This is a genomic window from Paraflavisolibacter caeni (genome assembly GCF_025628885.1).
Classification (GTDB): domain Bacteria; phylum Bacteroidota; class Bacteroidia; order Chitinophagales; family Chitinophagaceae; genus Flavisolibacter; species Flavisolibacter caeni.
On the sequence record NZ_JAOTIF010000003.1, the window covers coordinates 200,746 to 220,323 of the forward strand.

Below are 19,578 nucleotides of genomic sequence, written 5' to 3' on the forward strand. Positions count from 1 at the left end.
CTTACGCCTTCGCAATTTCTGCGAAGGCGTTTTCTTTGCACTATGCCAGAGGCAAAGCCTATAATAAATAAAGAGCAACTCAAGGTCTTCAAGCAGTATTTGCAAAAGGCGGATAAAAACAAAGTGCTCCGCCAATTGCCAGACTTGCATGAAGAGGCCATGGAGAAAGTGGATTGCCTGCAATGTGCTGCCTGCTGTAAGAATTACTCGCCCCGTTTCAAAACGCCTGATGTAAAACGCATTAGTAAGCATTTAAGAATGCGTGAAAGCGAGTTTATTGATACTTATCTTAGGGTAGATGAGGACGGTGACTTTGTAGTCAAAGCTTCTCCTTGTCCTTTTTTAGGTTCTGATAATTTCTGTTCTATTTATGATGTGCGGCCTTCTGATTGTGCCCGTTTTCCTTATACAGATGAAGATGTTTTATTAAAGCGCCAGGCTTTAACCTTAAAAAATGCAACTTTCTGTCCCATCGTATTTCATGTATTGAGCCGCCTTTCAGTTTAGAATTGGGGGATTTTTTTGTTACATTTAATATTAAAACCCCTTTTATGCCACGCTACATTATTGAAAGAGAATTGCCAGGTGCTGGCAATTTGTCACACGATGAACTCCGCGCAATTTCACAGAAATCCTGCAGTGTTTTGGATGAATTAGGTCCAAAGATTCAATGGGTGGATAGTTATGTTACAGAGAATAAAATCTACTGTATTTATAACGCTCCTAACAAAGAAATTATTGAAGAGCATGCCAAAAGAGGAGGTTTCCCTGCCAATAGAATTGAGGAAGTGAAAAATATGATTAATCCTGTAACGGCGGAGTGAGTTAGCTATTCAATTCATCGTAAGATTGCAGCTAATGGGCATTCTATGTCATCTACCTGCCTGGCGGTGACGCTGGGCAGGTTTTTTTTGCTGCGACGCATATTGGAAATTTAAGGGTGAATTGATTAGTATTCGAATTTGCGTAACCCCGGTGCTCTTAACCATGTAATTATAACAACAAGGAGTGTCATGGAGCCGCCGAAAATAACAGCAGGTGCCGTACCAAAAAGGCGTGCAGTGAAACCACTTTCGAATTGCCCCAACTCGTTGCTTGAATTAATGAACATCGAGTTTACCGAACTTACGCGGCCACGCATTTCATCGGGTGTGGTTAGTTGTAAAATCGTTCCCCTTATCATCACACTGATGCCGTCCATCATACCTGCAATTAACAGGGCCGCAAAAGACAGGAAGTAAATGTTGGACAGTCCAAAGGTAATAATACAAATACCAAAGCCTGAGACTGCAAACAGCAGTATCTTTCCCTGGTTTTTATGAAGCGGTTTTAAAGTAAAAGTTGTAATCATAATAATAGATCCAATGTCAATGGCAGCGTTCAACCAGCCAAAGCCAATGGGACCCACCTGTAAGATGCGCTCAGCGAATTCCGGGATCAGGGCCACTGCGCCACCAAAGAGTACAGCGAATAAATCAAGAGATATGGCACCCAGCATGATCTTGTTTTTGAAAACGTATCGCAAGCCTTCTTTAACGCTTTCCCAAGCGCTGATGGTAATATTGGTATGTACGATTGGTTTCTTTTTGATCCTGGAAACAAAGAATGAGGCCATTAAGATATAACCAAGGATTATTATAAAGGTGTTATTGACTCCGAACCATGCGATGAAGAAACCGGCTGAAGCATGGCCAAGGATGGAACCTGCTAACCAGGTTGTAGAGCTGATGTTTGCTGCATAATGAAGAATTGGCCGCCGTACTAACTGTGCGATAATCGCGTTAGATGTTGGTCCCGCAAAAGAGCGGATAATTCCTGTAAAGAATATAACTCCATAAATACATAAAGGCAATGCCCTGGTACTTAGCTTGCTTTCTACATATGGATGCGTGACTGTGATCAGGGCCAGGATGCAAGCAGAGTAGGATAGTATGCCTTTTAATAATAGGGTGCGCTTGTCCGATTTGTCAATCACATGACCTGCATATAGTGCTAAAGTAAATACAGGTATAAATTCTGACAGACCTACCAGGCCTATTGAAAAGGAATCTTTAGTGATCTGAAACAGTTTGTAGGCTACTACTGTAGTCACCATGCGCAAAGCCATGATGTAAAAGAAACGGGAGCCTATGTACCATCTATATTCGGTTTCTTGTAAAGGTGCTAAGGAAGAATTTGAACGTATTAATCCTTGGAGGTTAAACATAAGTTTGCAATAAAAGCTGCAAAGGTGCGAAGAAAGTAGGTTCAAACAAATAAATCCAATATTAAAACTCCTACCAGGCCTATTATAGCCACTAATGTTTCCATCAATGTCCACGATCGAAAAGTTTCCTTCATGCTTAGGTTGAAGTATTCTTTGAACATCCAAAAGCCTGAATCGTTGACATGCGAACATACCAAACTGCCAGCACCAATGGAAAGTACCATTAGGCTTGGATTGACATGTGCTTGTGTAATGAGCGGGGCTATAATGCCTGCGGCTGTTAAACCGGCTACCGTTGCAGAACCGACGCAAATGCGAATGAAGGCTGCAATCAGCCAGCCTAAGATCAGGGGTGCGATGTGCAGGTGTTGCATCATTTGTGCAATTTCTTTACTGATACCGCTATCAGCAAGTACCTGTTTCAATGCACCGGCTGCACCAATAATGAGGAGGATCAATGTAATATCCTTTAAGGACTCTCCGTAAAAGGACATGATCTCTTTGATGCTTTTACCCATGCTTACACCCAGTGAGAAAGTGGCGACAATCAATGAAATCAGCATTACGATTGTTGCATCGCTCAGGAAGGAAAGGGCGTTTTTGATAATAGAGTTATTGATAGTTACAAAGTAGGTTAAGGAGGTGACTACCAGCAAAAAGACAGGTAATAAAGCAGTGAGAAAACTGTTTGCTGTTCCCGGTAATTTATTAGGGGGCAAGTCATTTGGTCGAAAAGTTTCAAGTGGCGTTGCTGTAATGCTTTTTACAGTTTTGGCGAAAATTGGACCTGCAATGATGACTGTTGGGATAGCGATGATAATGCCATAAACCAATGTCAGGCCAATGCTTGCTCCGAATTGAGTGGCCAGGGCTACAGGAGAAGGGTGTGGAGGTAGAAAGCCATGTGTTACAGACAGTGATGCGATCATTGGCAAGCAGATGTATACAGCAGGCAGCCTGTACTGATAGACAACGGAGAAGGCCAGCGGTACCAATAGCACAAAACCAACTCCATAAAACAGGGGGATACCCAGGATGAATCCTGTTATCATCAATGCCCATTGAATGTTCCTGGGACCAAAAAGGCGCATTAACACGTCTGAGATTTTTTGTGCAGCCCCACTTTCTGCAACTAGTTTGCCTAACATGGCGCCCAGGGCAATGATCAATACAATTGATCCCAATGTATCACCAAAGCCTTTTTGAATGGATGCTGTTACCTTGTTGGCAGGAATCCCCAATAGCAACCCTGCTGTAAAAGATATTAATAATAAAGCAAGAAAGGGATTGACTTTACCCCAGGAGATCAGCAAAATCAGTAAGATGATGCAGACCAGAATTATGAGCAGGGACATGGAGGGTTGGGAGTTTGAAGTTAGGGGATTAGGAGTTCGTTTAAGGGAGGAATCTTGTGCTCACTTTCAGGTCTTTACTTCCTGGTGTATAGGTATAGAAGCCTTCTCCACTTTTAACACCAAGCTTTTTGGACATTACCATGTTTACAAGTAGAGGACAAGGTGCGTATTTAGGGTTGCCAAAGCCTTCATGCAATACATTTAATATACTGAGACAGACATCCAGACCAATGAAGTCGGCCAGTTGTAAAGGGCCCATAGGGTGAGCCATACCTAATTTCATGATCGTATCTATTTCTTCAACGCCCGCAACTCTTTCATACACACAGTAAATGGCTTCGTTAATCATGGGCATTAATATCCGGTTTGAAATAAAGCCTGGGTAATCGTTGACTACACAGGGCACTTTCCCTAATTGCTTGCTCAGGGATACGATTGTATCGGTTACTTCCTGCGCTGTTGCGTAACCGTTAATAACTTCCACCAGCTTCATTATGGGTACCGGATTCATGAAGTGCATACCGATTACTTGCTGGGGACGGCTGGTAGCCGCAGCGATTTTTGTAATAGATATAGAAGATGTATTGGTAGCAAGAATACTTTCCTCTGAGACTATTTCATCTAACTGTCTAAATAAGTCCAGTTTTAATTCTGTTAGTTCTGTAGCCGCTTCTATAATTAATGAGGCATCCTGTACGCCTGCCGCCATAGAGGTGTGCAGCGCGATATTTTGGAGGGCCATTTCCTTTACTTCTGCAGCAATACTGTTTTTTGCCAGCTGGCGGTCAAGGTTCTTGGTTATAATGTCCAGTGCCTTATTCAACTGGTTCTGTGAAATATCGATCAGGGAAACAGAAAATCCATTCTGGGCAAACACATGTGCTATGCCGTTACCCATAGTACCTGCGCCAATGACAGCTATTTTCTTCATGCAACCGTTTTATTGTAACAAGTTACATGAATTTGGGATTAGAAGTTGAAAGATCCGGATATTGTTACAATTGCTTAATTACATCATAGGTAAAGCGTAGGAGAGTGGCTATGACGATGCAGAGAAAGAAAATGCGGATGAATTTATTTCCTTTTGCAATGGCCAGGTTTGCACCCAAGTAGCCGCCAAGTGCATTACTGGCTGCCATTGGCAGAGCTATGGCCCAGATGATCTTTCCTTTGATAAAAAAAAGAAATATGGAGCCGAGATTTGTAGCCAGGTTTACCATCTTGGCATGTGCTGATGCATTTAGAAAGTCGAAGCCCAGCCAGGAAATAAATGCCAGTATGAGGAAGCTGCCGGTACCAGGACCTATAAATCCATCATAAAAGCCAAGCAGCAAGCTGGTGGTAATTGCTAAAAGAAGTTCTGTTTGAGGAGAATGGTTCTTTATGACCTTTTGACCAAAGTTTTTCTTAGTATAGGTGTAGATGGCTACACCTAAAAGTACTATTAACAAGACTGGTTTCATGAACTGATTACTGACCAGAGTAAGCACTTGTGAGCCAGCAAAAGAGGCAAAAAATGCAAGAGTACAAATGATGGTGATCAGCTTCCAGCGAATAGGTACCTGGCGTACATATTGACTTGTGGCCATGCTGGTTCCGCTGAAAGCGGGAATTTTTAAAGAACCTATGACATTTACAACTGGGAAATAGGGAAGTATTACAAGTGCTGCCGGTGTTTGTATCAATCCGCCCCCTCCAACAATGGCATCAACAAAGCCTGCTGCAAAAGCTGCTATACACAATAGAACAATTTGCCAGAAATGGATCTCCATAAAAAAGTAGGCAAGCTAAGAAAGAAAATGCTTAGAAAGTGGGAGAGAGGTAAATGACGAATAAAGGGAAGTGTAAAGGGAGGGGGGGCAACACTTGGAAAGTGGGGATTGGTGTTGTACCTTTAGGCGCAGTTCCATTGCCTCCGTTCAGGGCTTTTCAGGGCGTTCTGCCTGTAGGTTGTTTTCCCCTTATTTATGAGCATTTGCTCAATTCAGATCGAAGCATAGTCGAAGGATGGTCGAAGGATGATCGAAGGATGGTCGAAGTAGCCTAGCCTTAAGTACGGCTGATGTATACTTAAAGTACGCCTATGGTACGGCTTAGGTATGGAGTAGGTATCGAGTCAGTATGGAGTAAGTAGAGGGAATGGGGGATGCTGGTGGAATACTTTAGCCCTACTTTAGGTATACTGATGGTATACTTATGGTATACTGAAGCTACGAAAGATGAATTGGTTTTGGTGGACAAGACAAGTCAAAAGCGGTCGTTTTCGGTTAAAAGAGACATGGCTAACTTGTATATGTATAGGTAGAAAAATTGATATTGAACTGAAATGTTTAAAATGAAAAAGTGCACTTATACAAGTGCACTTTAAAATGTTTTATTTCCTTCAACTTTTCACATTATTCCTTCCTCATTGCTTAGTTCCATGTTTCCACGGTTTTCGGAAGTAACTCTACTGCTTCCACGGTTACGTCCACCGCCATGTGAGTTTTGGCCACCTTTTCTGCCTGCTTCTCTAGCTTCATCGGAGTTCCATTCATGGGCTACACCCTGACGGTGTGCCGCACGACCGCCCTCGCTAGCGATAGATCTTTGTTTTTGGGGATCCATAGAAGCAAACCCGCGCCTGGAAGTGTTTCCACGGCTTGAGGGTTCCCGCATAGAGGATTCCTGCGGGCTGTTGTCAAGTCTGTCTTCTGCCATGATCGATAGTTTTTAGTTAAACAATTACATCAATAATGTTTTCTTTCTAATAGGATGCCAGCCTTTTTCAGGCAGGACACATGTAATTGCTGAGGAAATTTTGCTATACAGATGCCCATTTTGTTGACCTTTGGGGAATGCAGCAATCTTAGCACCAAAAAGCAGAGCTTTTCGTATTTATTAGCAAAAAAATAGTGATGTGCTGCTGAAAAGGATCTAAAAGGCGTTTGATTTATTGCGCTGGTAGATATTTATTTTCTTTTTTATTGCTGATTTGCAGTGCCTTACAGTTTAATTTCTATTTTAAATCATTGATTGTTGAGTTATTTTAAAATTTTATAGATTTTAAATTTTTTTTGCACGATTTTTTTCTATTGAATATAACAAGCTTGAAATTTTTGAAGTGGATAATATAGAAGTCAGTAGAATTGTAGAAATGTTAATGGTCCAAGGTGAGCAATAAACTTTTTCAGGTCATTGGAGTCAAAATTTGTAGCGTAAAAACTATGAAAATGAAGTTATTATTTATTATATCAGGATTTCTTTTCTTTTCGGTTTCTTTAAATGCTCAGACTGTACGCGAAAAAATTGATCAGCAAGCGAAGGATCCTAAAGCAAAGGAAAATGCCGCCAAAGCAGATGTTTATATTGCTAAACAAAAAGAGATAGCTGACAGTAGTAAAATGAAATCTGATCGTTACAATAGTTGTAAAGCAAGGAAGGAACGAAAAGCAGAAAGCCGGAGAGCGCGCAAGAGTGTAAACAAATAGGTTCACTCTTGCCGGCTTCCGGCTATATTTAGAAAGTATTTTAATCTATTACATGCCTCTAGGATCAATCAAGCCTTTGAAAGATGATCTTTCTAAAACTTCATTTCCAGCTTTAACCTTTGGTTGTTCAACATAAGAGTTGTCTTCTTCTCTTGAAGCAATTCTTGATGTAAATGAACCAGTTGTGAGGTAACGAATTGACCGGGCCAAACAAGCTTCCTCTAAATCGCCCCAGTCTTTGTTCAGGTCATCTTTAACCTGGCTATTGACTGCGAGCCCATTAAAGAAATTGCCATCTCCATTCTTGTTAGTACTTCTAAATGATATAGGGAAAATATCCCAGTCACCAACCTCTATAGGGAAATAACCGACGGGTTTACCATAAGTATTGCTTGGGCCAACCAGTTTCACCTCCATGTATGGCTTCAGGTTGTTGATCAGCAGTTCACTGGCGGAGGCTGTACTATTACTTACGATGAAGATAATGCGAGGGAGGTTTAACGTTCCGATTTTTTCAAAATAGTCCGTGGTGTTGTAATCCGGGAACTTGTCATTAAATGTTTGCTTCATCATCAAGCCGCCATTGGCTGAATTTGGTGCCAGATAATTGGCCAACTTTTGCTGAACAGATACATAACCACCACCATTGTATCGCAAGTCAACTATTAGGTCTGAGATCTTGGCATTAGCAAAGCGGTTAAATGTTTGCAGGAACTGTTCATAGATTTTTACTGTGTCGCCCAGGAATGAATTGAAAACAAAGTAACCAATCTTTTTACCTCCGTAATTATAAACAGTATCTAAATAAACTGAATGGTCCTGGGTAGAAGTTGTAGCCAACCTGATGTTGGTTGTAGTACCATCAGGCTTTAAAAAGGTAAATGAGGCGGTAGGGCTATTTAAAACATTGTTTGCAATAAAGTCTGCATTATCCGTAGAAATGTTGGAGTTGCCGTTGATAGCAATTATTTGCCAGCCTCTGCGGATGCCTGCTTTCCCTGCGGGAGAAGAAACGTCAACGGCTTTTACCCGTAAGTCCTTTTCTTCATTGAAAGATACGTTTAAGCCAAAGTTGCCAGAGCCACCAGAACTAATTTGAGCCCATTCTTCTTTTTTAATAGCAAAACTCCAACGGTCTACCGGGTTGGAGAAACCGCTTTCCTTGCTGTATTGGCGTATACCTTTCATTAAGCCAGCGAGATCGCTATAGCTTCTTGCATTGAAGGTCGATGGAATTTGACTGTACCACAGGTAGAGGTCCTTTGAGAACATCAAAGCCGTGTCTTTTTGCTTGTTTGCAATTTCTGTTAAAGTATCGTTAGTGTTGGGTTCCGGAGCAAGCGAATCCGTCATGTCTTTTTTGCATGCCGATAAAATGCTTATCACCAGCAAAGCAGTTAATATAAATTTTGAGGTTTTGATCTGCATAAAGTTAATGGGAGGTGTTTTTATAATGGTTTATATAACAGCAAATAATAGGCAGAAATTGTGGGACGGGTTAGTTTTAACAAGAAGTAAGGCAATAAAGGTACATGATGGAAAGGATAATTGGATATGGCTTGTGGTGGAGAAGAGCAAGATTGCTTTAAAAAATGTTAGTGTTCAGATAAATGAGCGGATGGGATAAAATATGGCCTTATGTTTGTGTTTTTTAGACATACTGAATTGATGACATACATTTGTACTTCCAATTCTATCTTTGCGGGCTCCAAAATGTCCTGCTTTGTATTGTTCCCGCCGTATGGAAGTTTACATTAAGTTTTAATTAGGATTTCACCCGTTAATAATTCACGTTTAGATATGTCTGAATTTGTTCTTTCTCTTCGGCATTCCAATAGGGCTTACAGGATTGCAGTTGGCTTACTATTTTTTATGCAAGGTTTGTGTTTTGCCAGTTGGGCATCACGTATTCCGAGCATCCAGGAACATTTACATCTTTCTGATGCAGCCTTAGGCATTGTTTTGTTTGCCTTGCCTGTTGGTTCTATGGCGGCTTTGCCCCTGGCTGGTTGGATGGTCAGCAAATTCGGGAGCAAGAGAATGGCGGCCAATGCCATAGTACTTTATAGTATTATGCTGGTTGCACTAGGACTTGCATCCAATATTACTGTTCTTGTACTCAGTTTAGTTGTGTTTGGAATGGCTGGAAATGTGGCCAATATAGCTATTAACACCCAGGCTGTTGGCGTGGAAGCAAGATATGGGCGGAAAATTATGGCTTCATTTCATGGATTATGGAGCCTGGCCGGGTTTACTGCTGGTGGTATTGGGACTTTGATGATCGGAAAGGGCATTATTCCGTTTCATCATTTCCTGGTAATCATGTCGATCATACTTTTTGGGATTGCAGCAAGTTTTCAATATTTATTGCCTCATGAAAAGGGCAGTACCGGTACAGGCCGGCTTCTTGCAATGCCTGACAAAACACTATTCAGGTTGGGAATTATTGCTTTTTGTTGTATGATCTGCGAAGGTGCGATGTTTGACTGGAGTGGGATTTATTTTCAAAAAGTGGTAAGGGCGGAAAAGGAGTGGATTGGACTTGGGTATACAGCTTTTATGTGTACTATGGCAGCCGGGCGTTTTATAGCAGACTGGGTGACACATCACATAGGTTTTAAGAAGACCATTCAGGCCAGTGGCTTATTAATTACAACTGGCTTGGCTATTTCTATACTGTTTCCATTCATGGTTCCTTCCGTTATTGGATTTTTTCTGGTAGGATTTGGTGTTTCATCTGTAGTGCCATTGGTTTATAGCGAAGCTGGTAAATCGAAGCGATTATTACCAGGTGTGGCATTGGCTGCGGTTTCGAGCATTGGATTTTTAGGTTTCCTGATTGGGCCACCATTAATTGGTGTTGTTGCTGGCATGGCTGGTTTGAGAGTGTCTTTTATGATTATTGCCATCATGGGCTTTTGTGTGAGTTTGATGGTAAATGGGAAGGAAAGATAGATGTAGTGTTTCAAGTATAACAAATAAAAATCCCTCTACGTAAATGTAGAGGGATTTTTATTTGTTATTCCTATAAGTTTTAAAGGTTGATGAATTTCGTTTTTGAACCTCAGGAGGTGTTAATTGTCTGAAGGCTGTGTTTGATTTAGGGCCTTAGGCCAGGCAATAAATCCTCCGTTTCGTGTCCGGCGTTTTAGTTTTTCGTCAATGTTAACTGTTTCATTGATCTTTTTTATTACCAGATAATTGTTGTTTATGCTGGTATTTTCTTGCTTATAGCTTTTGTTTTCTACATTACCGTTCATAAGTTTTCGTTTTTTTGTTACGAGTTATGCACAGTAAACCAGTTTAAAATTGCTATTAAAAATCTTACAATGGTTTTACTACGCTACAACCCAAATGTTCCTCTTTCCATGGCAAGTTTTAATACAGCAAACGATCATTTTTAATTGTTTTAGGTTTTGAGTTTTTATTGTTTCCTTCTTGTTGACTGCAGAACTAAATGATTGGCGCCATAGATTTATTTTACATGATTCGCACCTGTTTTCCTGCTTGCAACGCTTCCCCGATAAAATTCATGTCATCTGCTTTGGGTGAAAGGACAAGAATAAAGTCAATGGTTTTATCTTCCAGGATTGCTGATTTATCTTTAACAATCTCTGCTTGCGGGCATTTCATCTGGATAATTCCTTCAGAAGATTTATCTATTACATATGCTTTAGTAATTGAATAGCCATTCAGATGGCTTGTATGCTCAAGGTGAAATATTTCATCCGAGACGCCACATTCAATGAGCCCGGTATTATTTATAGCTGTTTTATTTATAGTTGAGTTCATGATTTTAAGTTTTAATGTTTTGCTTTGGTTGATTAATAACTTCAAATTTAGTTATTTTGTTTAAACGATTAAACACTACTGTTCAAAAACTAGGCCAACAATAATAATGAGTATTATGCACTGATCCCGCAAGGATTTTATTTGTTAGAGGAACATTTGTAATTATTGATTGAACTGAACCTGAAGTTTTGTGTTTTTGAGTTGCTTTAGGTGTTCTGATCTTCTTATTTAACGATGAGATACCGTTTGCAGCTATCTGTAAATGAGTAGTTTAAACTAAAAATATAACTATAGCATAACTTAAGTAGCTTTGCTTTAATGGTTGAGTTGTCAATCAGCCATATTTACTGAAATATTCCTTTTGCAGCAGATCGTCATCTGAAGTAGACAAAATGGCGCTTATTTTGAAATCTCGACAAATAGGTAGCTATTACGGTATCATTCAATTGGCAGAGTTTTAACTAAAATACATTGTTTAAAGTGATGTTAACAGGTCAGTAATCATGGTAAAAAGGATTTCTTTAAAAGACATAGCTAAGAAGGTGGGTGTATCCACTGCATTAGTTTCTTATGTGCTCAACAATAAAAAGGAAGGTAGGATCAGCAAAGAGGTTGCCCAGAAAATAAAAGATGCGGCAAAGGAGTTGAATTATACGGCCAACCAGATAGCCAGGAGCCTGAAAACAAATAAAACCTTTACCATTGGACTGATTGTATCGGATATTTCTAATCCTTTTTCATCAATTCTGAACAGGATCATAGAAGATGAAGCTGAAAAAAGCAATTATCTAGTTCTTTCCGGAAGTTCTGATGAAAGCAGTGATAAATTATGGAAACTTACGAGGGTATTGCAGAATTATCAAGTAGACGGGTTCATCATTTCTCCGGCTGAGCATTCAGCGCCGCTGATACAACAACTTCAGGAACAAAATATCCCATTTGTATTAATTGACCGTTATTTTCCAGAGATCAAGACGAATTATGTAACGATAGACAATTATAAGGCCGCCTATGAAGGTGTGAAGCATATGATTGAAAATGGTTACAGGCAAATTGGATTGGTGGGACTTGATATTGCGCTCTTTAACATGCAAGAGCGCAGGAGAGGATATATGGACGCATTAAAGGAACATGATCTGCCCATAAAGGAGGAGTGGATCAAGAGGGTAAAGCGTGAACATGTTAAGGAGGCTGTTCCTAAAGCGATCGATGAACTGATGGCGTTGGATGAACCAGTTGATGCCGTTTTGTTTACGAACAATGTTGTTTCTACGCAGGCATTGAAGTATATCAACACTTTGCCGATCAGGGTTCCGGATGACCTTGCTATTGTATCATTTGATGAATCGGATGCTGCAGATCTTTTTTATGCTCCAATAACGCATATCAAACAACCCTTGCAAGAAATGGGGCGATTGGCTGCTGATATCTTATTGGAAAATATTGCAGAAAGGCAAGAAATCAAGCAGGTAAAAATGGAGGCAAAGCTTATTGTGAGAAAGTCTACAGAAAGAAAGGGTAAATTAGGGCGGATACTTTAAAAGGATGCTGATACAACAGATTATTCATTATTTTTTACACTTTATTTTCCCAGTTGTTATTGCTTATGCTTTTTATAGGACAGAGTGGAGGAAGGTTTATTTTGTTCTGCTTTTAACAATGCTGGTGGATATAGATCATTTGCTAGCCAATCCTATTTTTGCACCCTGCAGATGCAGTATTGGATTTCATTTATTACATAGTTACCCTGCAATTGCTGTTTATATACTACTCTTATTTTTTAAGCCGACCAGAATAATAGCAATTGGGCTGCTGTGGCATATGATCACCGATTCTATTGATTGCATGATGCAGGCCGTTCATTGTAATTGAAACCAATAAAATATGATGAATTGTGTTTGAAGGTGTATAAAAGATGAGTAGCTTAGAAGGGCAAAAGACGATTTTATGAGAACAACTTCGAAGATCCTTTTAGGCTTATTGATTGTATTAATTGCTATTCAGTTTATTAAACCTACGCGCAATATCAATCCACAAACACAACAGGGTAGCATTATCAACTACATGAGTGTTCCTGAAAATGTACAAGGCATCTTAAAAAAAGCTTGTTATGACTGTCATAGCAACAATACCAAGTATCCATGGTATGCTAATATTCAGCCAGTAGCCTGGTATTTGGCTCATCATGTAAATGAAGGAAAAGAGAAACTGAATTTCGATGAGTTTGCCAGTTATAAAGCCAAAAAACAAGACCATAAGCTGGAGGAAGTTGTTGAAACCGTTGAAAAGGGAGAAATGCCTGTATCTTCCTATACCTTCATCCATAAAGAAGCTAAGCTCTCGGAACAAGAAAAGACTCTACTTATTGGTTGGGCAAAAAAAGCAAGAGCCAGTTTATCAGTTGCGGCATTAAATCATTAAAAGACTTTGAACATCGGTCAAGTATTGATTCGGATGTTTACTTGAAGCAAATGGGAGGATTTTATAATAGGGTAAATCGCAATTTCAGTTATGCAATACTGAAATTCCAATTTGCAGGAACCTGGTTAAGGCAGTGAAAATGAGATTTTAGGACTTATATTTACTGCGACAAAAATTAATACATTATTTACTGTTTAAGTTCCCATGAAAAAAGTATTTATTCTTTTGCTCCTGTTTTTCTTTGCATCTTCCATTTTTGTTTCATCTAACGCACAATCTGCACCCGATACCCGAAAGAGTCAGCACAAGGAGAAGAAGTGGTTCAAGAAAAAAGAGTGGCTTGGCGGATTAAAAATACAACCGCATTCATCAGTTAATGTCCATGAGTTTGCCCGACAATACCAACTCAATAAGGCGTATTGGGATAAGGCATTCGCATTTCTTAAGGAGAAGGATCTAAAAACTTTGCCTAATGGTAAGTATACTATTGAAGGTGACCAGGTTTTTGCGTCCGTAACTGAAAATCCAACCAAAAATTATGATAGTACGCAATGGGAGTCTCACAAAAAATATATCGACATCCAATATGTTATAGCAGGTGAAGAGCGCATGGGTGTAAATCCAGTGGCACAATCTACAGTAACCAAAAGCTATAACGAAGCAAAAGATGTGGCTAATTATTCTGGAGAGGGGAAGATCTATAGTGCTACTCCTGAATATTTTTTCATTTTTTTTCCTACAGATGCACACCGTCCTAATATAACTCCAGGAGGAAACAAGCCGGATAAGAAAATCACCATCAAGGTCAGGTATACTGAATAAAAGAGTTTAATTAAGTGCCCTTTGTGGCAACCTATTCATTTAAGGAAGCTGGTATCGACGCCAGCTTTCAGTCTTTATAAAATCTTTATTCCATTTGAAGGTTTCTTTATAACTACTTTACAAGCGTTGATTTAATTTTGTTCTGCTGTTATATAATGGCAGAACTCTTCATCAATAAGATCAGTAAACCTAAACAAAGCCTTCTTAGTTTATTATCTGTAGGTGTTGTATCGCTTGTTTGCACCATTTTTTCTGCATTTTTAGGATACAGGGTAGTGGCATTGATATTATTAGTAACCGTTTCATTGCTAGCTATTTCTTTTGATATTTTACCCGTATTGATTGCAGCAGTGCTCAGTGCATTAGTCTGGAACTTTTTCTTTATTCCTCCCCGATATACTTTTCATGTTGGTTCAACAGAAGATTTGATCTTATTTGTAATGTATTTTGTCATATCGTTAGTGAATGCTGTGCTTACCTATAAGATCAGACTCATACAAAAGGGCACGAAGCAAAAAGAGGAAAAAGCAAGTACAGTTAAGCTGTACAATACTTTGCTGAATTCGTTGTCGCATGAATTGCGAACACCTATTGCCACTATCATTGGTGCTACAGATACTTTGCTTGCCAATAATACAAAACTTAAGCAGGAAGACAGGGGAGAGTTGTTAGCTGAAATTTCAAAAGCATCCTTTCGTTTAAACCAACAAGTAGAAAATCTCCTGAGTATTTCCAGGCTTGAATCAGGCTTTATTGAGCCCAAAATGGACTGGTGTGATATTAATGAGGTGGTTTATAATGCTATAAAAAGAATTGAGGAACATAAGTATACCCAACTGATATCTGTAAACATTAACCCCAATTTCCCGCTCTTCAAACTAGACAAGGGAATGATGGAACAGGTGATATATAATCTCCTGAATAATGCCTGCCTTTATACACCCTGGAACAGTGAAATCAATATTACATCATTGAACCATGCCAATATTTTAGAAATCATTATTGAAGACAATGGGAATGGCTTTCCTGAGGAAGAAATCAAAAAAGTCTTTGATAAATTTTACCGATTGAAGGATTCCAGTACAGGGGGCACAGGTTTAGGTTTATCCATTGTTAAGGGATTTATAGAAGCATTAGGAGGAAGTATTTATCTCGAAAACGTGCGCACAGGTGGAGCGCGGTTTACCATTAATATTCCCGCAGATACAGTGCAATTCGATAGAAAACCAGAGTTATGGCTAAGACGGAAATTTTAGTAATAGATGACGAACCCCAGATCAGAAAGCTGCTGAGTATTACTTTAGGCAGTAATGGATATTTTGTAAAGCAGGCAGCTTCGGCAAAGGAAGGTATGATGAATATAGCTAATGATCCTCCGGATATGGTGATCTTGGATTTGGGTCTCCCTGATGAATGTGGACATACAGTACTACAAAAGCTAAGGGAATGGTATACCAATCCTATCCTCATTCTTTCTGTTCAAAATAGTGAAGATGATATAATTAATGCCCTGGATAGTGGCGCTAACGATTACCTGTCAAAACCTTTCCGGACAGGTGAATTATTAGCCCGAATACGTTCGGCCCTAAGAAGTACTATCCAGGAAGAATGTTCGCCTATCATTACCTGTGGGGAATTACAAATTGATTTAAGTGAAAGAACAGTAAAAAAGAATGGAGAACTGATCAAGTTAACGGCCACAGAATATGCATTGCTGGCATTATTTGTCAGAAACGAGGGTAAAGTTTTGACACACCAGTATTTATTGCGAGATGTGTGGGGGCCTGGTTATATCAATCAATCCCAATATTTAAGAGTATTTATTGCACAACTCAGAAAGAAAATTGAAAACGATCCTAACCGCCCGGAACTGTTCCTGACAGAGTCGGGCGTTGGTTATCGCTTTATCTGTAAAAACAATGAATTGTAGGAAACAATTGTTAAAACCTTATTTAAAATTAAATGTCTACAAGTCAAAATAAAGTTACTCTAGCGGGTCTCCTTATTGCTCTTGGAATTATTTATGGAGACATTGGTACCTCGCCACTTTATGTATTGAATGCCATTATGAATGGTAAATCAATTTCAGAAGAACTAGTGATAGGGTCGTTGTCTTTAATTATCTGGACACTCACACTACAAACGACCTTAAAGTATGTAGTGCTGACGCTGCAAGCTGATAACAGGGGGGAAGGTGGAATCTTTTCCCTGTATGCACTGGTGCGGAGAAGGAAGAGGTGGTTAGTCATTCCTGCAATGATTGGAGGGGCTGCACTTCTGGCTGATGGCATGATCACTCCCCCGATCTCTGTTACATCCGCAATAGAGGGTTTAAAGCAAGTACCTGCCTTGTCGCATATTACTCAACAAACCATTATTTATATTGTTATCGGCATCTTATCAGCCATGTTTTTTTTACAACAGTTTGGAACTGCTTTTATTGGCAGATCGTTTGGGCCTATCATGTCTATTTGGTTCCTCATGCTGGCAACTTTGGGCATTGTCCATATTTCTGATGATTTGCATGTATTTAAGGCGCTCAATCCATACTACGGAATCAATTTATTGATTACTTACCCCAAAGGTTTTTATATCCTAGGTGGTGTTTTCCTCTGTACCACGGGTGCCGAAGCGCTTTATTCGGACCTGGGCCACTGCGGGAAATGGAACATACGCTATTCCTGGATATTCGTTAAAAGCTGCCTTATAATGAACTATTTGGGACAGGGTGCATGGTTATTGAGCAATTATATGGGGCAACGTATTTCACCTGAATTAATTGAAAAGGGCTTCAATCCCTTTTACGGCGTGATGCCAGAGTGGTTCCTTTATTTTGGTATTGCCATTGCCACAGCAGCGGCCATCATTGCCAGCCAGGCACTGATTTCCGGTTCTTTTACCCTGATCAGCGAAGCCATGCGACTGAACCTGTGGCCTAAGTTCAAGATTGTCTATCCAACTGAGGCAAGGGGGCAGCTGTTTATTCCTGCTATTAATATGTTGTTGTTCGCAGGGTGTGTTGGCATTACACTTTATTTTAAGAAGGCTTCAAATATGGAAGCTGCTTATGGACTGGCCATTACACTTTGCATGATTGCCACCTCCATGCTCTTTGCCAATTACCTGGTGCTGCACAGAGCAAAGGCTGGTTTGATATACTTATATCTTGTAGTTTATCTTACCATAGAGTTTAGTTTCCTTTCTGCAAACATGGAGAAGTTTCATCACGGTGGATATGTTACCCTGTTTGTTGGTGGCGCCTTATTCTTAGTTATGTTTGACTGGTTCAAAGCCCGTAAGATCAAGAACCGCTATGTGGAGTTTGTACGGCTGGAGCACTATATTCCCAAGATCCAGGAATTGAGCAACGACCGCTCGGTACCCAAGTATGCCACCCACCTGGTGTACCTGACCAGTGCCGACAACCCTAAAGAAATAGAGCACAAGATCATTTACTCCATACTGAACAAAAAGCCCAAAAGGGCGGACATCTACTGGTTTGTGCATGTTGACACCCTGGATGATCCTTATACCTCAGAGTATGCCGTAGAACACATTATTCCCAACGATATTATCCGAATTGAGTTTAAGCTTGGCTTTCGTGTACAACCCCGCATCAACCTGATGTTCCGCAAAGTGGTGGAAGACCTGGTGGCCAACAGGGAAGTGAACATCACCAGTCGCTATGAAAGCCTGGAGCGCAGCAATATTGTGGGAGATTTCTCCTTTATTGTCATGGAAAAATTCCTCAGCCAGGATAACGACCTGCCGATCTTAGAGCGCATGGTCATGAAGTTTTATTTTTGGCTGAAGGAGGTCAGTCTTTCAGAGGAAAGGGGCTTTGGACTGGATGTCAGTACGGTAACCGTAGAAAAATTCCCGCTGATCGTGGCACCTGTTACCGATCTTAGGCTGAAGCGTTTAAAATAATGAGTCTAAGGCTTTATAATAAAAAAGATTAGCATGAACATTGGCAAGATTCTGATTGTTGATGATGAGGCGCAATTACGTAGTTTATTAGCACGGATCATCAAATTGGAAGGATTCCTGGTAACCGAAAAAGAAGATATAAACTCTGCCGTAAAACTTCTTGATAAAGAAGAAATAGATGTTATCCTTTGTGATGTTAAACTTCCGGATGGCAATGGTGTTGATTTTGTAAAGGAAGTAAAATCCAAATACCCTATCATTGAGATTATCCTGCTTACTGCATTCGGGAATATACACGATGGCGTTCAAGCAATGAAAAATGGCGCTTTTGATTATATTACAAAGGGTGATGATAATGATAAAGTGATTCCTCTCTTACATAAGGCATTGGAAAAAGTCATGCTTCAAAAAAGGGTATTGCAGTTAGAAAAACAAGCTGGAAAACGATACAGTTTTGAAAACATCATAGGTAAGTCTGATGCCATTAGAGCGGCTATTTCTTTTGCTCAAAAAGTAGCGCCTACTGATGCTACTGTTTTGTTATTAGGAGAAACGGGAACCGGCAAGGAAGTGTTCGCACAAGCAATACATTATGCCAGTCCCAGAGCCAAGAAAATGTTCATGGCACTCAATTGCAGTGCATTTTCCAAGGAGTTGCTTGAAAGCGAAATCTTTGGACATAAGGCAGGAGCTTTTACTGGTGCTACAAAAGACAAAAAAGGCTTGATTGAGGAAGCTAATGGTGGTACTTTATTCCTGGATGAAATTGGTGAAATGCACCTCGACCTTCAAAGCAAACTGTTAAGGGTACTAGAAACTTCCGAATTTATCAAGGTAGGGGATACTAAGCCTACAACAGTAAATGTGCGGATTATAGCTGCTACCAACCGGAACCTGGAAGAAGAGGTGAAAATTGGCAGATTCCGGGAGGATCTTATTTATCGCCTGAATGTTTTTACAATCAGTTTGCCATCCCTCCGGGACCGCAGGGAAGATATACCCTTATTGGCTGAAAATTTTTTGCAGATGTATGCACTACGCTCTAACAAACGCATTACCGGAATGAATAAAGATTTTATTCATCATTTGACGAATCATTACTGGCGGGGAAACATTAGAGAACTGAAAAATGTAATTGAACGATCTGTTATTCTAACGGAGGGAGATGAATTAACAACTGATTCATTACCTCTGGAACTTCAAATATCTTCATTAGCTCAATCGAGTTCTTCTTTTGATTTAGCAACAATTGAAAAGGTACACATACAAAAAGTATTACGACATACAAAAGGTAATAAAACCAAGGCGGCAGAACTCCTGGGTATTGGTTTAACTACTCTTTACCGTAAAATGGAAGAATACCAGTTGTCTGCAAATTAGTTGTTTTTGCAAGGGTGCAAAAACAAGCATGATCAAACCCTTTCAAAATGAAAAATGACCATTTCATTTTGAAAGGGTTTTCTATTCTACGTTTTTCTATCTCTTTACATAATACATCTTAATGAGAGCCACCAGCCTGCATTTCCAAGCACTTCGCTCTAGAGATTAAGTTTTGGTACGCATTTATGCTATCTAAAGCAAA

Annotated in this window: 21 protein-coding genes; 13 read left to right on the plus strand and 8 right to left on the minus strand. The window is 39.9% G+C overall.

Annotated features, from left to right (window positions below; all coding sequences use genetic code 11):
• Positions 1 to 42: 42 nt before the first annotated feature.
• Entirely contained in the window at positions 43 to 507 is a 465-nt protein-coding gene (locus OCK74_RS07265) for a YkgJ family cysteine cluster protein (protein WP_279296354.1), read from the plus strand.
• Positions 508 to 551: 44 nt separating this feature from the next.
• Positions 552 to 824 carry a DUF4242 domain-containing protein gene (locus OCK74_RS07270; protein WP_279296355.1) on the plus strand — a complete coding sequence of 91 codons (273 nt, stop codon included), beginning with the start codon at positions 552 to 554 and terminating at the stop codon, positions 822 to 824.
• Positions 825 to 949: 125 nt separating this feature from the next.
• Here the strand turns inward: OCK74_RS07270 and OCK74_RS07275 are convergent, their stop codons facing one another.
• The 5 genes from OCK74_RS07275 to OCK74_RS07295 all read right to left on the minus strand — a co-directional run bounded on the left by OCK74_RS07275 (position 950) and on the right by OCK74_RS07295 (position 6,261).
• Positions 950 to 2,206: an MFS transporter gene (locus OCK74_RS07275; RefSeq protein ID WP_279296356.1), complete on the minus strand. Its 1,257-nt coding sequence runs from the start codon at positions 2,204 to 2,206 to the stop codon at positions 950 to 952.
• Positions 2,207 to 2,247: 41 nt separating this feature from the next.
• A complete protein-coding gene (locus OCK74_RS07280; protein ID WP_279296357.1) occupies positions 2,248 to 3,561 on the minus strand; it encodes a gluconate:H+ symporter in 1,314 nt (437 codons plus the stop codon).
• A 40-nt stretch (positions 3,562 to 3,601) separates the two neighbouring features.
• Positions 3,602 to 4,492: a 3-hydroxyacyl-CoA dehydrogenase family protein gene (locus OCK74_RS07285; protein WP_279296358.1), complete on the minus strand. Its 891-nt coding sequence runs from the start codon at positions 4,490 to 4,492 to the stop codon at positions 3,602 to 3,604.
• A 64-nt stretch (positions 4,493 to 4,556) separates the two neighbouring features.
• Complete coding sequence (locus tag OCK74_RS07290; protein ID WP_279296359.1) at positions 4,557 to 5,333, minus strand: sulfite exporter TauE/SafE family protein; 777 nt, start codon at positions 5,331 to 5,333, stop codon at positions 4,557 to 4,559.
• 619 nt (positions 5,334 to 5,952) lie between these two features.
• A complete protein-coding gene (locus tag OCK74_RS07295) occupies positions 5,953 to 6,261 on the minus strand; it encodes a con-10 family general stress protein (protein ID WP_279296360.1) in 309 nt (102 codons plus the stop codon).
• Positions 6,262 to 6,773: 512 nt separating this feature from the next.
• Between OCK74_RS07295 and OCK74_RS07300 the strand changes: the two genes are divergently transcribed.
• Positions 6,774 to 7,031 carry a hypothetical protein gene (locus tag OCK74_RS07300; RefSeq protein WP_279296361.1) on the plus strand — a complete coding sequence of 86 codons (258 nt, stop codon included), beginning with the start codon at positions 6,774 to 6,776 and terminating at the stop codon, positions 7,029 to 7,031.
• 48 nt (positions 7,032 to 7,079) lie between these two features.
• Here OCK74_RS07300 and OCK74_RS07305 read toward each other — a convergent pair whose 3' ends face one another.
• Positions 7,080 to 8,384 carry a S41 family peptidase gene (locus OCK74_RS07305; RefSeq protein WP_279296362.1) on the minus strand — a complete coding sequence of 435 codons (1,305 nt, stop codon included), beginning with the start codon at positions 8,382 to 8,384 and terminating at the stop codon, positions 7,080 to 7,082.
• On the opposite strand from OCK74_RS07305, the gene OCK74_RS07310 reads away from it, so the two are divergent.
• Complete coding sequence (locus tag OCK74_RS07310) at positions 8,383 to 8,658, plus strand: hypothetical protein (protein WP_279296363.1); 276 nt, start codon at positions 8,383 to 8,385, stop codon at positions 8,656 to 8,658. The two genes, OCK74_RS07305 and OCK74_RS07310, sit on opposite strands and share 2 nt — an antisense overlap.
• 173 nt (positions 8,659 to 8,831) lie before the next feature.
• Positions 8,832 to 9,986, plus strand: coding sequence for an MFS transporter (locus OCK74_RS07315; protein ID WP_279296364.1), 1,155 nt, complete (start codon positions 8,832 to 8,834; stop codon positions 9,984 to 9,986).
• A 119-nt stretch (positions 9,987 to 10,105) separates the two neighbouring features.
• Here the strand turns inward: OCK74_RS07315 and OCK74_RS07320 are convergent, their stop codons facing one another.
• The gene (locus OCK74_RS07320; protein ID WP_279296365.1) at positions 10,106 to 10,291 is read right to left on the minus strand and encodes a hypothetical protein; all 186 of its coding nucleotides are present in this window, start codon (positions 10,289 to 10,291) and stop codon (positions 10,106 to 10,108) included.
• A gap of 220 nt (positions 10,292 to 10,511) precedes the next feature.
• Entirely contained in the window at positions 10,512 to 10,868 is a 357-nt protein-coding gene (locus OCK74_RS07325) for a hypothetical protein (RefSeq protein WP_279296366.1), read from the minus strand.
• Between the two features lie 458 nt (positions 10,869 to 11,326).
• Here OCK74_RS07325 and OCK74_RS07330 point away from each other — a divergent pair, with 458 nt between their 5' ends.
• The 8 genes from OCK74_RS07330 (at position 11,327) to OCK74_RS07360 (ending at position 19,376) form a co-directional block, all read left to right on the plus strand.
• Positions 11,327 to 12,364, plus strand: coding sequence for a LacI family DNA-binding transcriptional regulator (locus tag OCK74_RS07330; RefSeq protein ID WP_279296367.1), 1,038 nt, complete (start codon positions 11,327 to 11,329; stop codon positions 12,362 to 12,364).
• A gap of 4 nt (positions 12,365 to 12,368) precedes the next feature.
• Positions 12,369 to 12,695 (plus strand): DUF6122 family protein, encoded by a 327-nt coding sequence (locus OCK74_RS27930; RefSeq protein ID WP_423803142.1) that lies wholly within the window; start codon positions 12,369 to 12,371, stop codon positions 12,693 to 12,695.
• A gap of 75 nt (positions 12,696 to 12,770) precedes the next feature.
• Entirely contained in the window at positions 12,771 to 13,244 is a 474-nt protein-coding gene (locus OCK74_RS07335) for a heme-binding domain-containing protein (protein WP_279296368.1), read from the plus strand.
• Positions 13,245 to 13,448: 204 nt separating this feature from the next.
• Positions 13,449 to 14,066 (plus strand): NanQ anomerase/TabA/YiaL family protein, encoded by a 618-nt coding sequence (locus tag OCK74_RS07340; RefSeq protein WP_279296369.1) that lies wholly within the window; start codon positions 13,449 to 13,451, stop codon positions 14,064 to 14,066.
• A 155-nt stretch (positions 14,067 to 14,221) separates the two neighbouring features.
• Complete coding sequence (locus OCK74_RS07345; protein ID WP_279296370.1) at positions 14,222 to 15,322, plus strand: sensor histidine kinase; 1,101 nt, start codon at positions 14,222 to 14,224, stop codon at positions 15,320 to 15,322.
• Entirely contained in the window at positions 15,301 to 15,996 is a 696-nt protein-coding gene (locus OCK74_RS07350) for a response regulator (protein WP_279296371.1), read from the plus strand. The genes OCK74_RS07345 and OCK74_RS07350 overlap by 22 nt, the downstream gene beginning before the upstream one ends.
• Before the next feature lie 32 nt (positions 15,997 to 16,028).
• Positions 16,029 to 17,996: a KUP/HAK/KT family potassium transporter gene (locus tag OCK74_RS07355; RefSeq protein WP_279296372.1), complete on the plus strand. Its 1,968-nt coding sequence runs from the start codon at positions 16,029 to 16,031 to the stop codon at positions 17,994 to 17,996.
• A gap of 33 nt (positions 17,997 to 18,029) precedes the next feature.
• Complete coding sequence (locus tag OCK74_RS07360; RefSeq protein WP_279296373.1) at positions 18,030 to 19,376, plus strand: sigma-54-dependent transcriptional regulator; 1,347 nt, start codon at positions 18,030 to 18,032, stop codon at positions 19,374 to 19,376.
• Positions 19,377 to 19,578 lie beyond the last annotated feature (202 nt).

Bases quoted from the DNA above. Each gene is read 5' to 3' on its own strand.
- OCK74_RS07290 (WP_279296359.1), bottom strand. From the start codon at position 5,333: ATGGAGATCCATTTCTGGCAAATTGTTCTATTGTGTATAGCAGCTTTT.
- OCK74_RS07295 (WP_279296360.1), bottom strand. From the start codon at position 6,261: ATGGCAGAAGACAGACTTGACAACAGCCCGCAGGAATCCTCTATGCGG.
- OCK74_RS07345 (WP_279296370.1), top strand. From the start codon at position 14,222: ATGGCAGAACTCTTCATCAATAAGATCAGTAAACCTAAACAAAGCCTT.
- OCK74_RS07335 (WP_279296368.1), top strand. From the start codon at position 12,771: ATGAGAACAACTTCGAAGATCCTTTTAGGCTTATTGATTGTATTAATT.
- OCK74_RS07280 (WP_279296357.1), bottom strand. From the start codon at position 3,561: ATGTCCCTGCTCATAATTCTGGTCTGCATCATCTTACTGATTTTGCTG.
- OCK74_RS07305 (WP_279296362.1), bottom strand. From the start codon at position 8,384: ATGACGGATTCGCTTGCTCCGGAACCCAACACTAACGATACTTTAACA.
- OCK74_RS07275 (WP_279296356.1), bottom strand. From the start codon at position 2,206: ATGTTTAACCTCCAAGGATTAATACGTTCAAATTCTTCCTTAGCACCT.
- OCK74_RS07315 (WP_279296364.1), top strand. From the start codon at position 8,832: ATGTCTGAATTTGTTCTTTCTCTTCGGCATTCCAATAGGGCTTACAGG.
- OCK74_RS27930 (WP_423803142.1), top strand. From the start codon at position 12,369: ATGCTGATACAACAGATTATTCATTATTTTTTACACTTTATTTTCCCA.
- OCK74_RS07360 (WP_279296373.1), top strand. From the start codon at position 18,030: ATGAACATTGGCAAGATTCTGATTGTTGATGATGAGGCGCAATTACGT.
- OCK74_RS07330 (WP_279296367.1), top strand. From the start codon at position 11,327: ATGGTAAAAAGGATTTCTTTAAAAGACATAGCTAAGAAGGTGGGTGTA.
- OCK74_RS07355 (WP_279296372.1), top strand. From the start codon at position 16,029: ATGTCTACAAGTCAAAATAAAGTTACTCTAGCGGGTCTCCTTATTGCT.
- OCK74_RS07310 (WP_279296363.1), top strand. From the start codon at position 8,383: ATGTCTTTTTTGCATGCCGATAAAATGCTTATCACCAGCAAAGCAGTT.
- OCK74_RS07320 (WP_279296365.1), bottom strand. From the start codon at position 10,291: ATGAACGGTAATGTAGAAAACAAAAGCTATAAGCAAGAAAATACCAGC.
- OCK74_RS07300 (WP_279296361.1), top strand. From the start codon at position 6,774: ATGAAGTTATTATTTATTATATCAGGATTTCTTTTCTTTTCGGTTTCT.
- OCK74_RS07270 (WP_279296355.1), top strand. From the start codon at position 552: ATGCCACGCTACATTATTGAAAGAGAATTGCCAGGTGCTGGCAATTTG.
- OCK74_RS07350 (WP_279296371.1), top strand. From the start codon at position 15,301: ATGGCTAAGACGGAAATTTTAGTAATAGATGACGAACCCCAGATCAGA.
- OCK74_RS07285 (WP_279296358.1), bottom strand. From the start codon at position 4,492: ATGAAGAAAATAGCTGTCATTGGCGCAGGTACTATGGGTAACGGCATA.
- OCK74_RS07340 (WP_279296369.1), top strand. From the start codon at position 13,449: ATGAAAAAAGTATTTATTCTTTTGCTCCTGTTTTTCTTTGCATCTTCC.
- OCK74_RS07265 (WP_279296354.1), top strand. From the start codon at position 43: ATGCCAGAGGCAAAGCCTATAATAAATAAAGAGCAACTCAAGGTCTTC.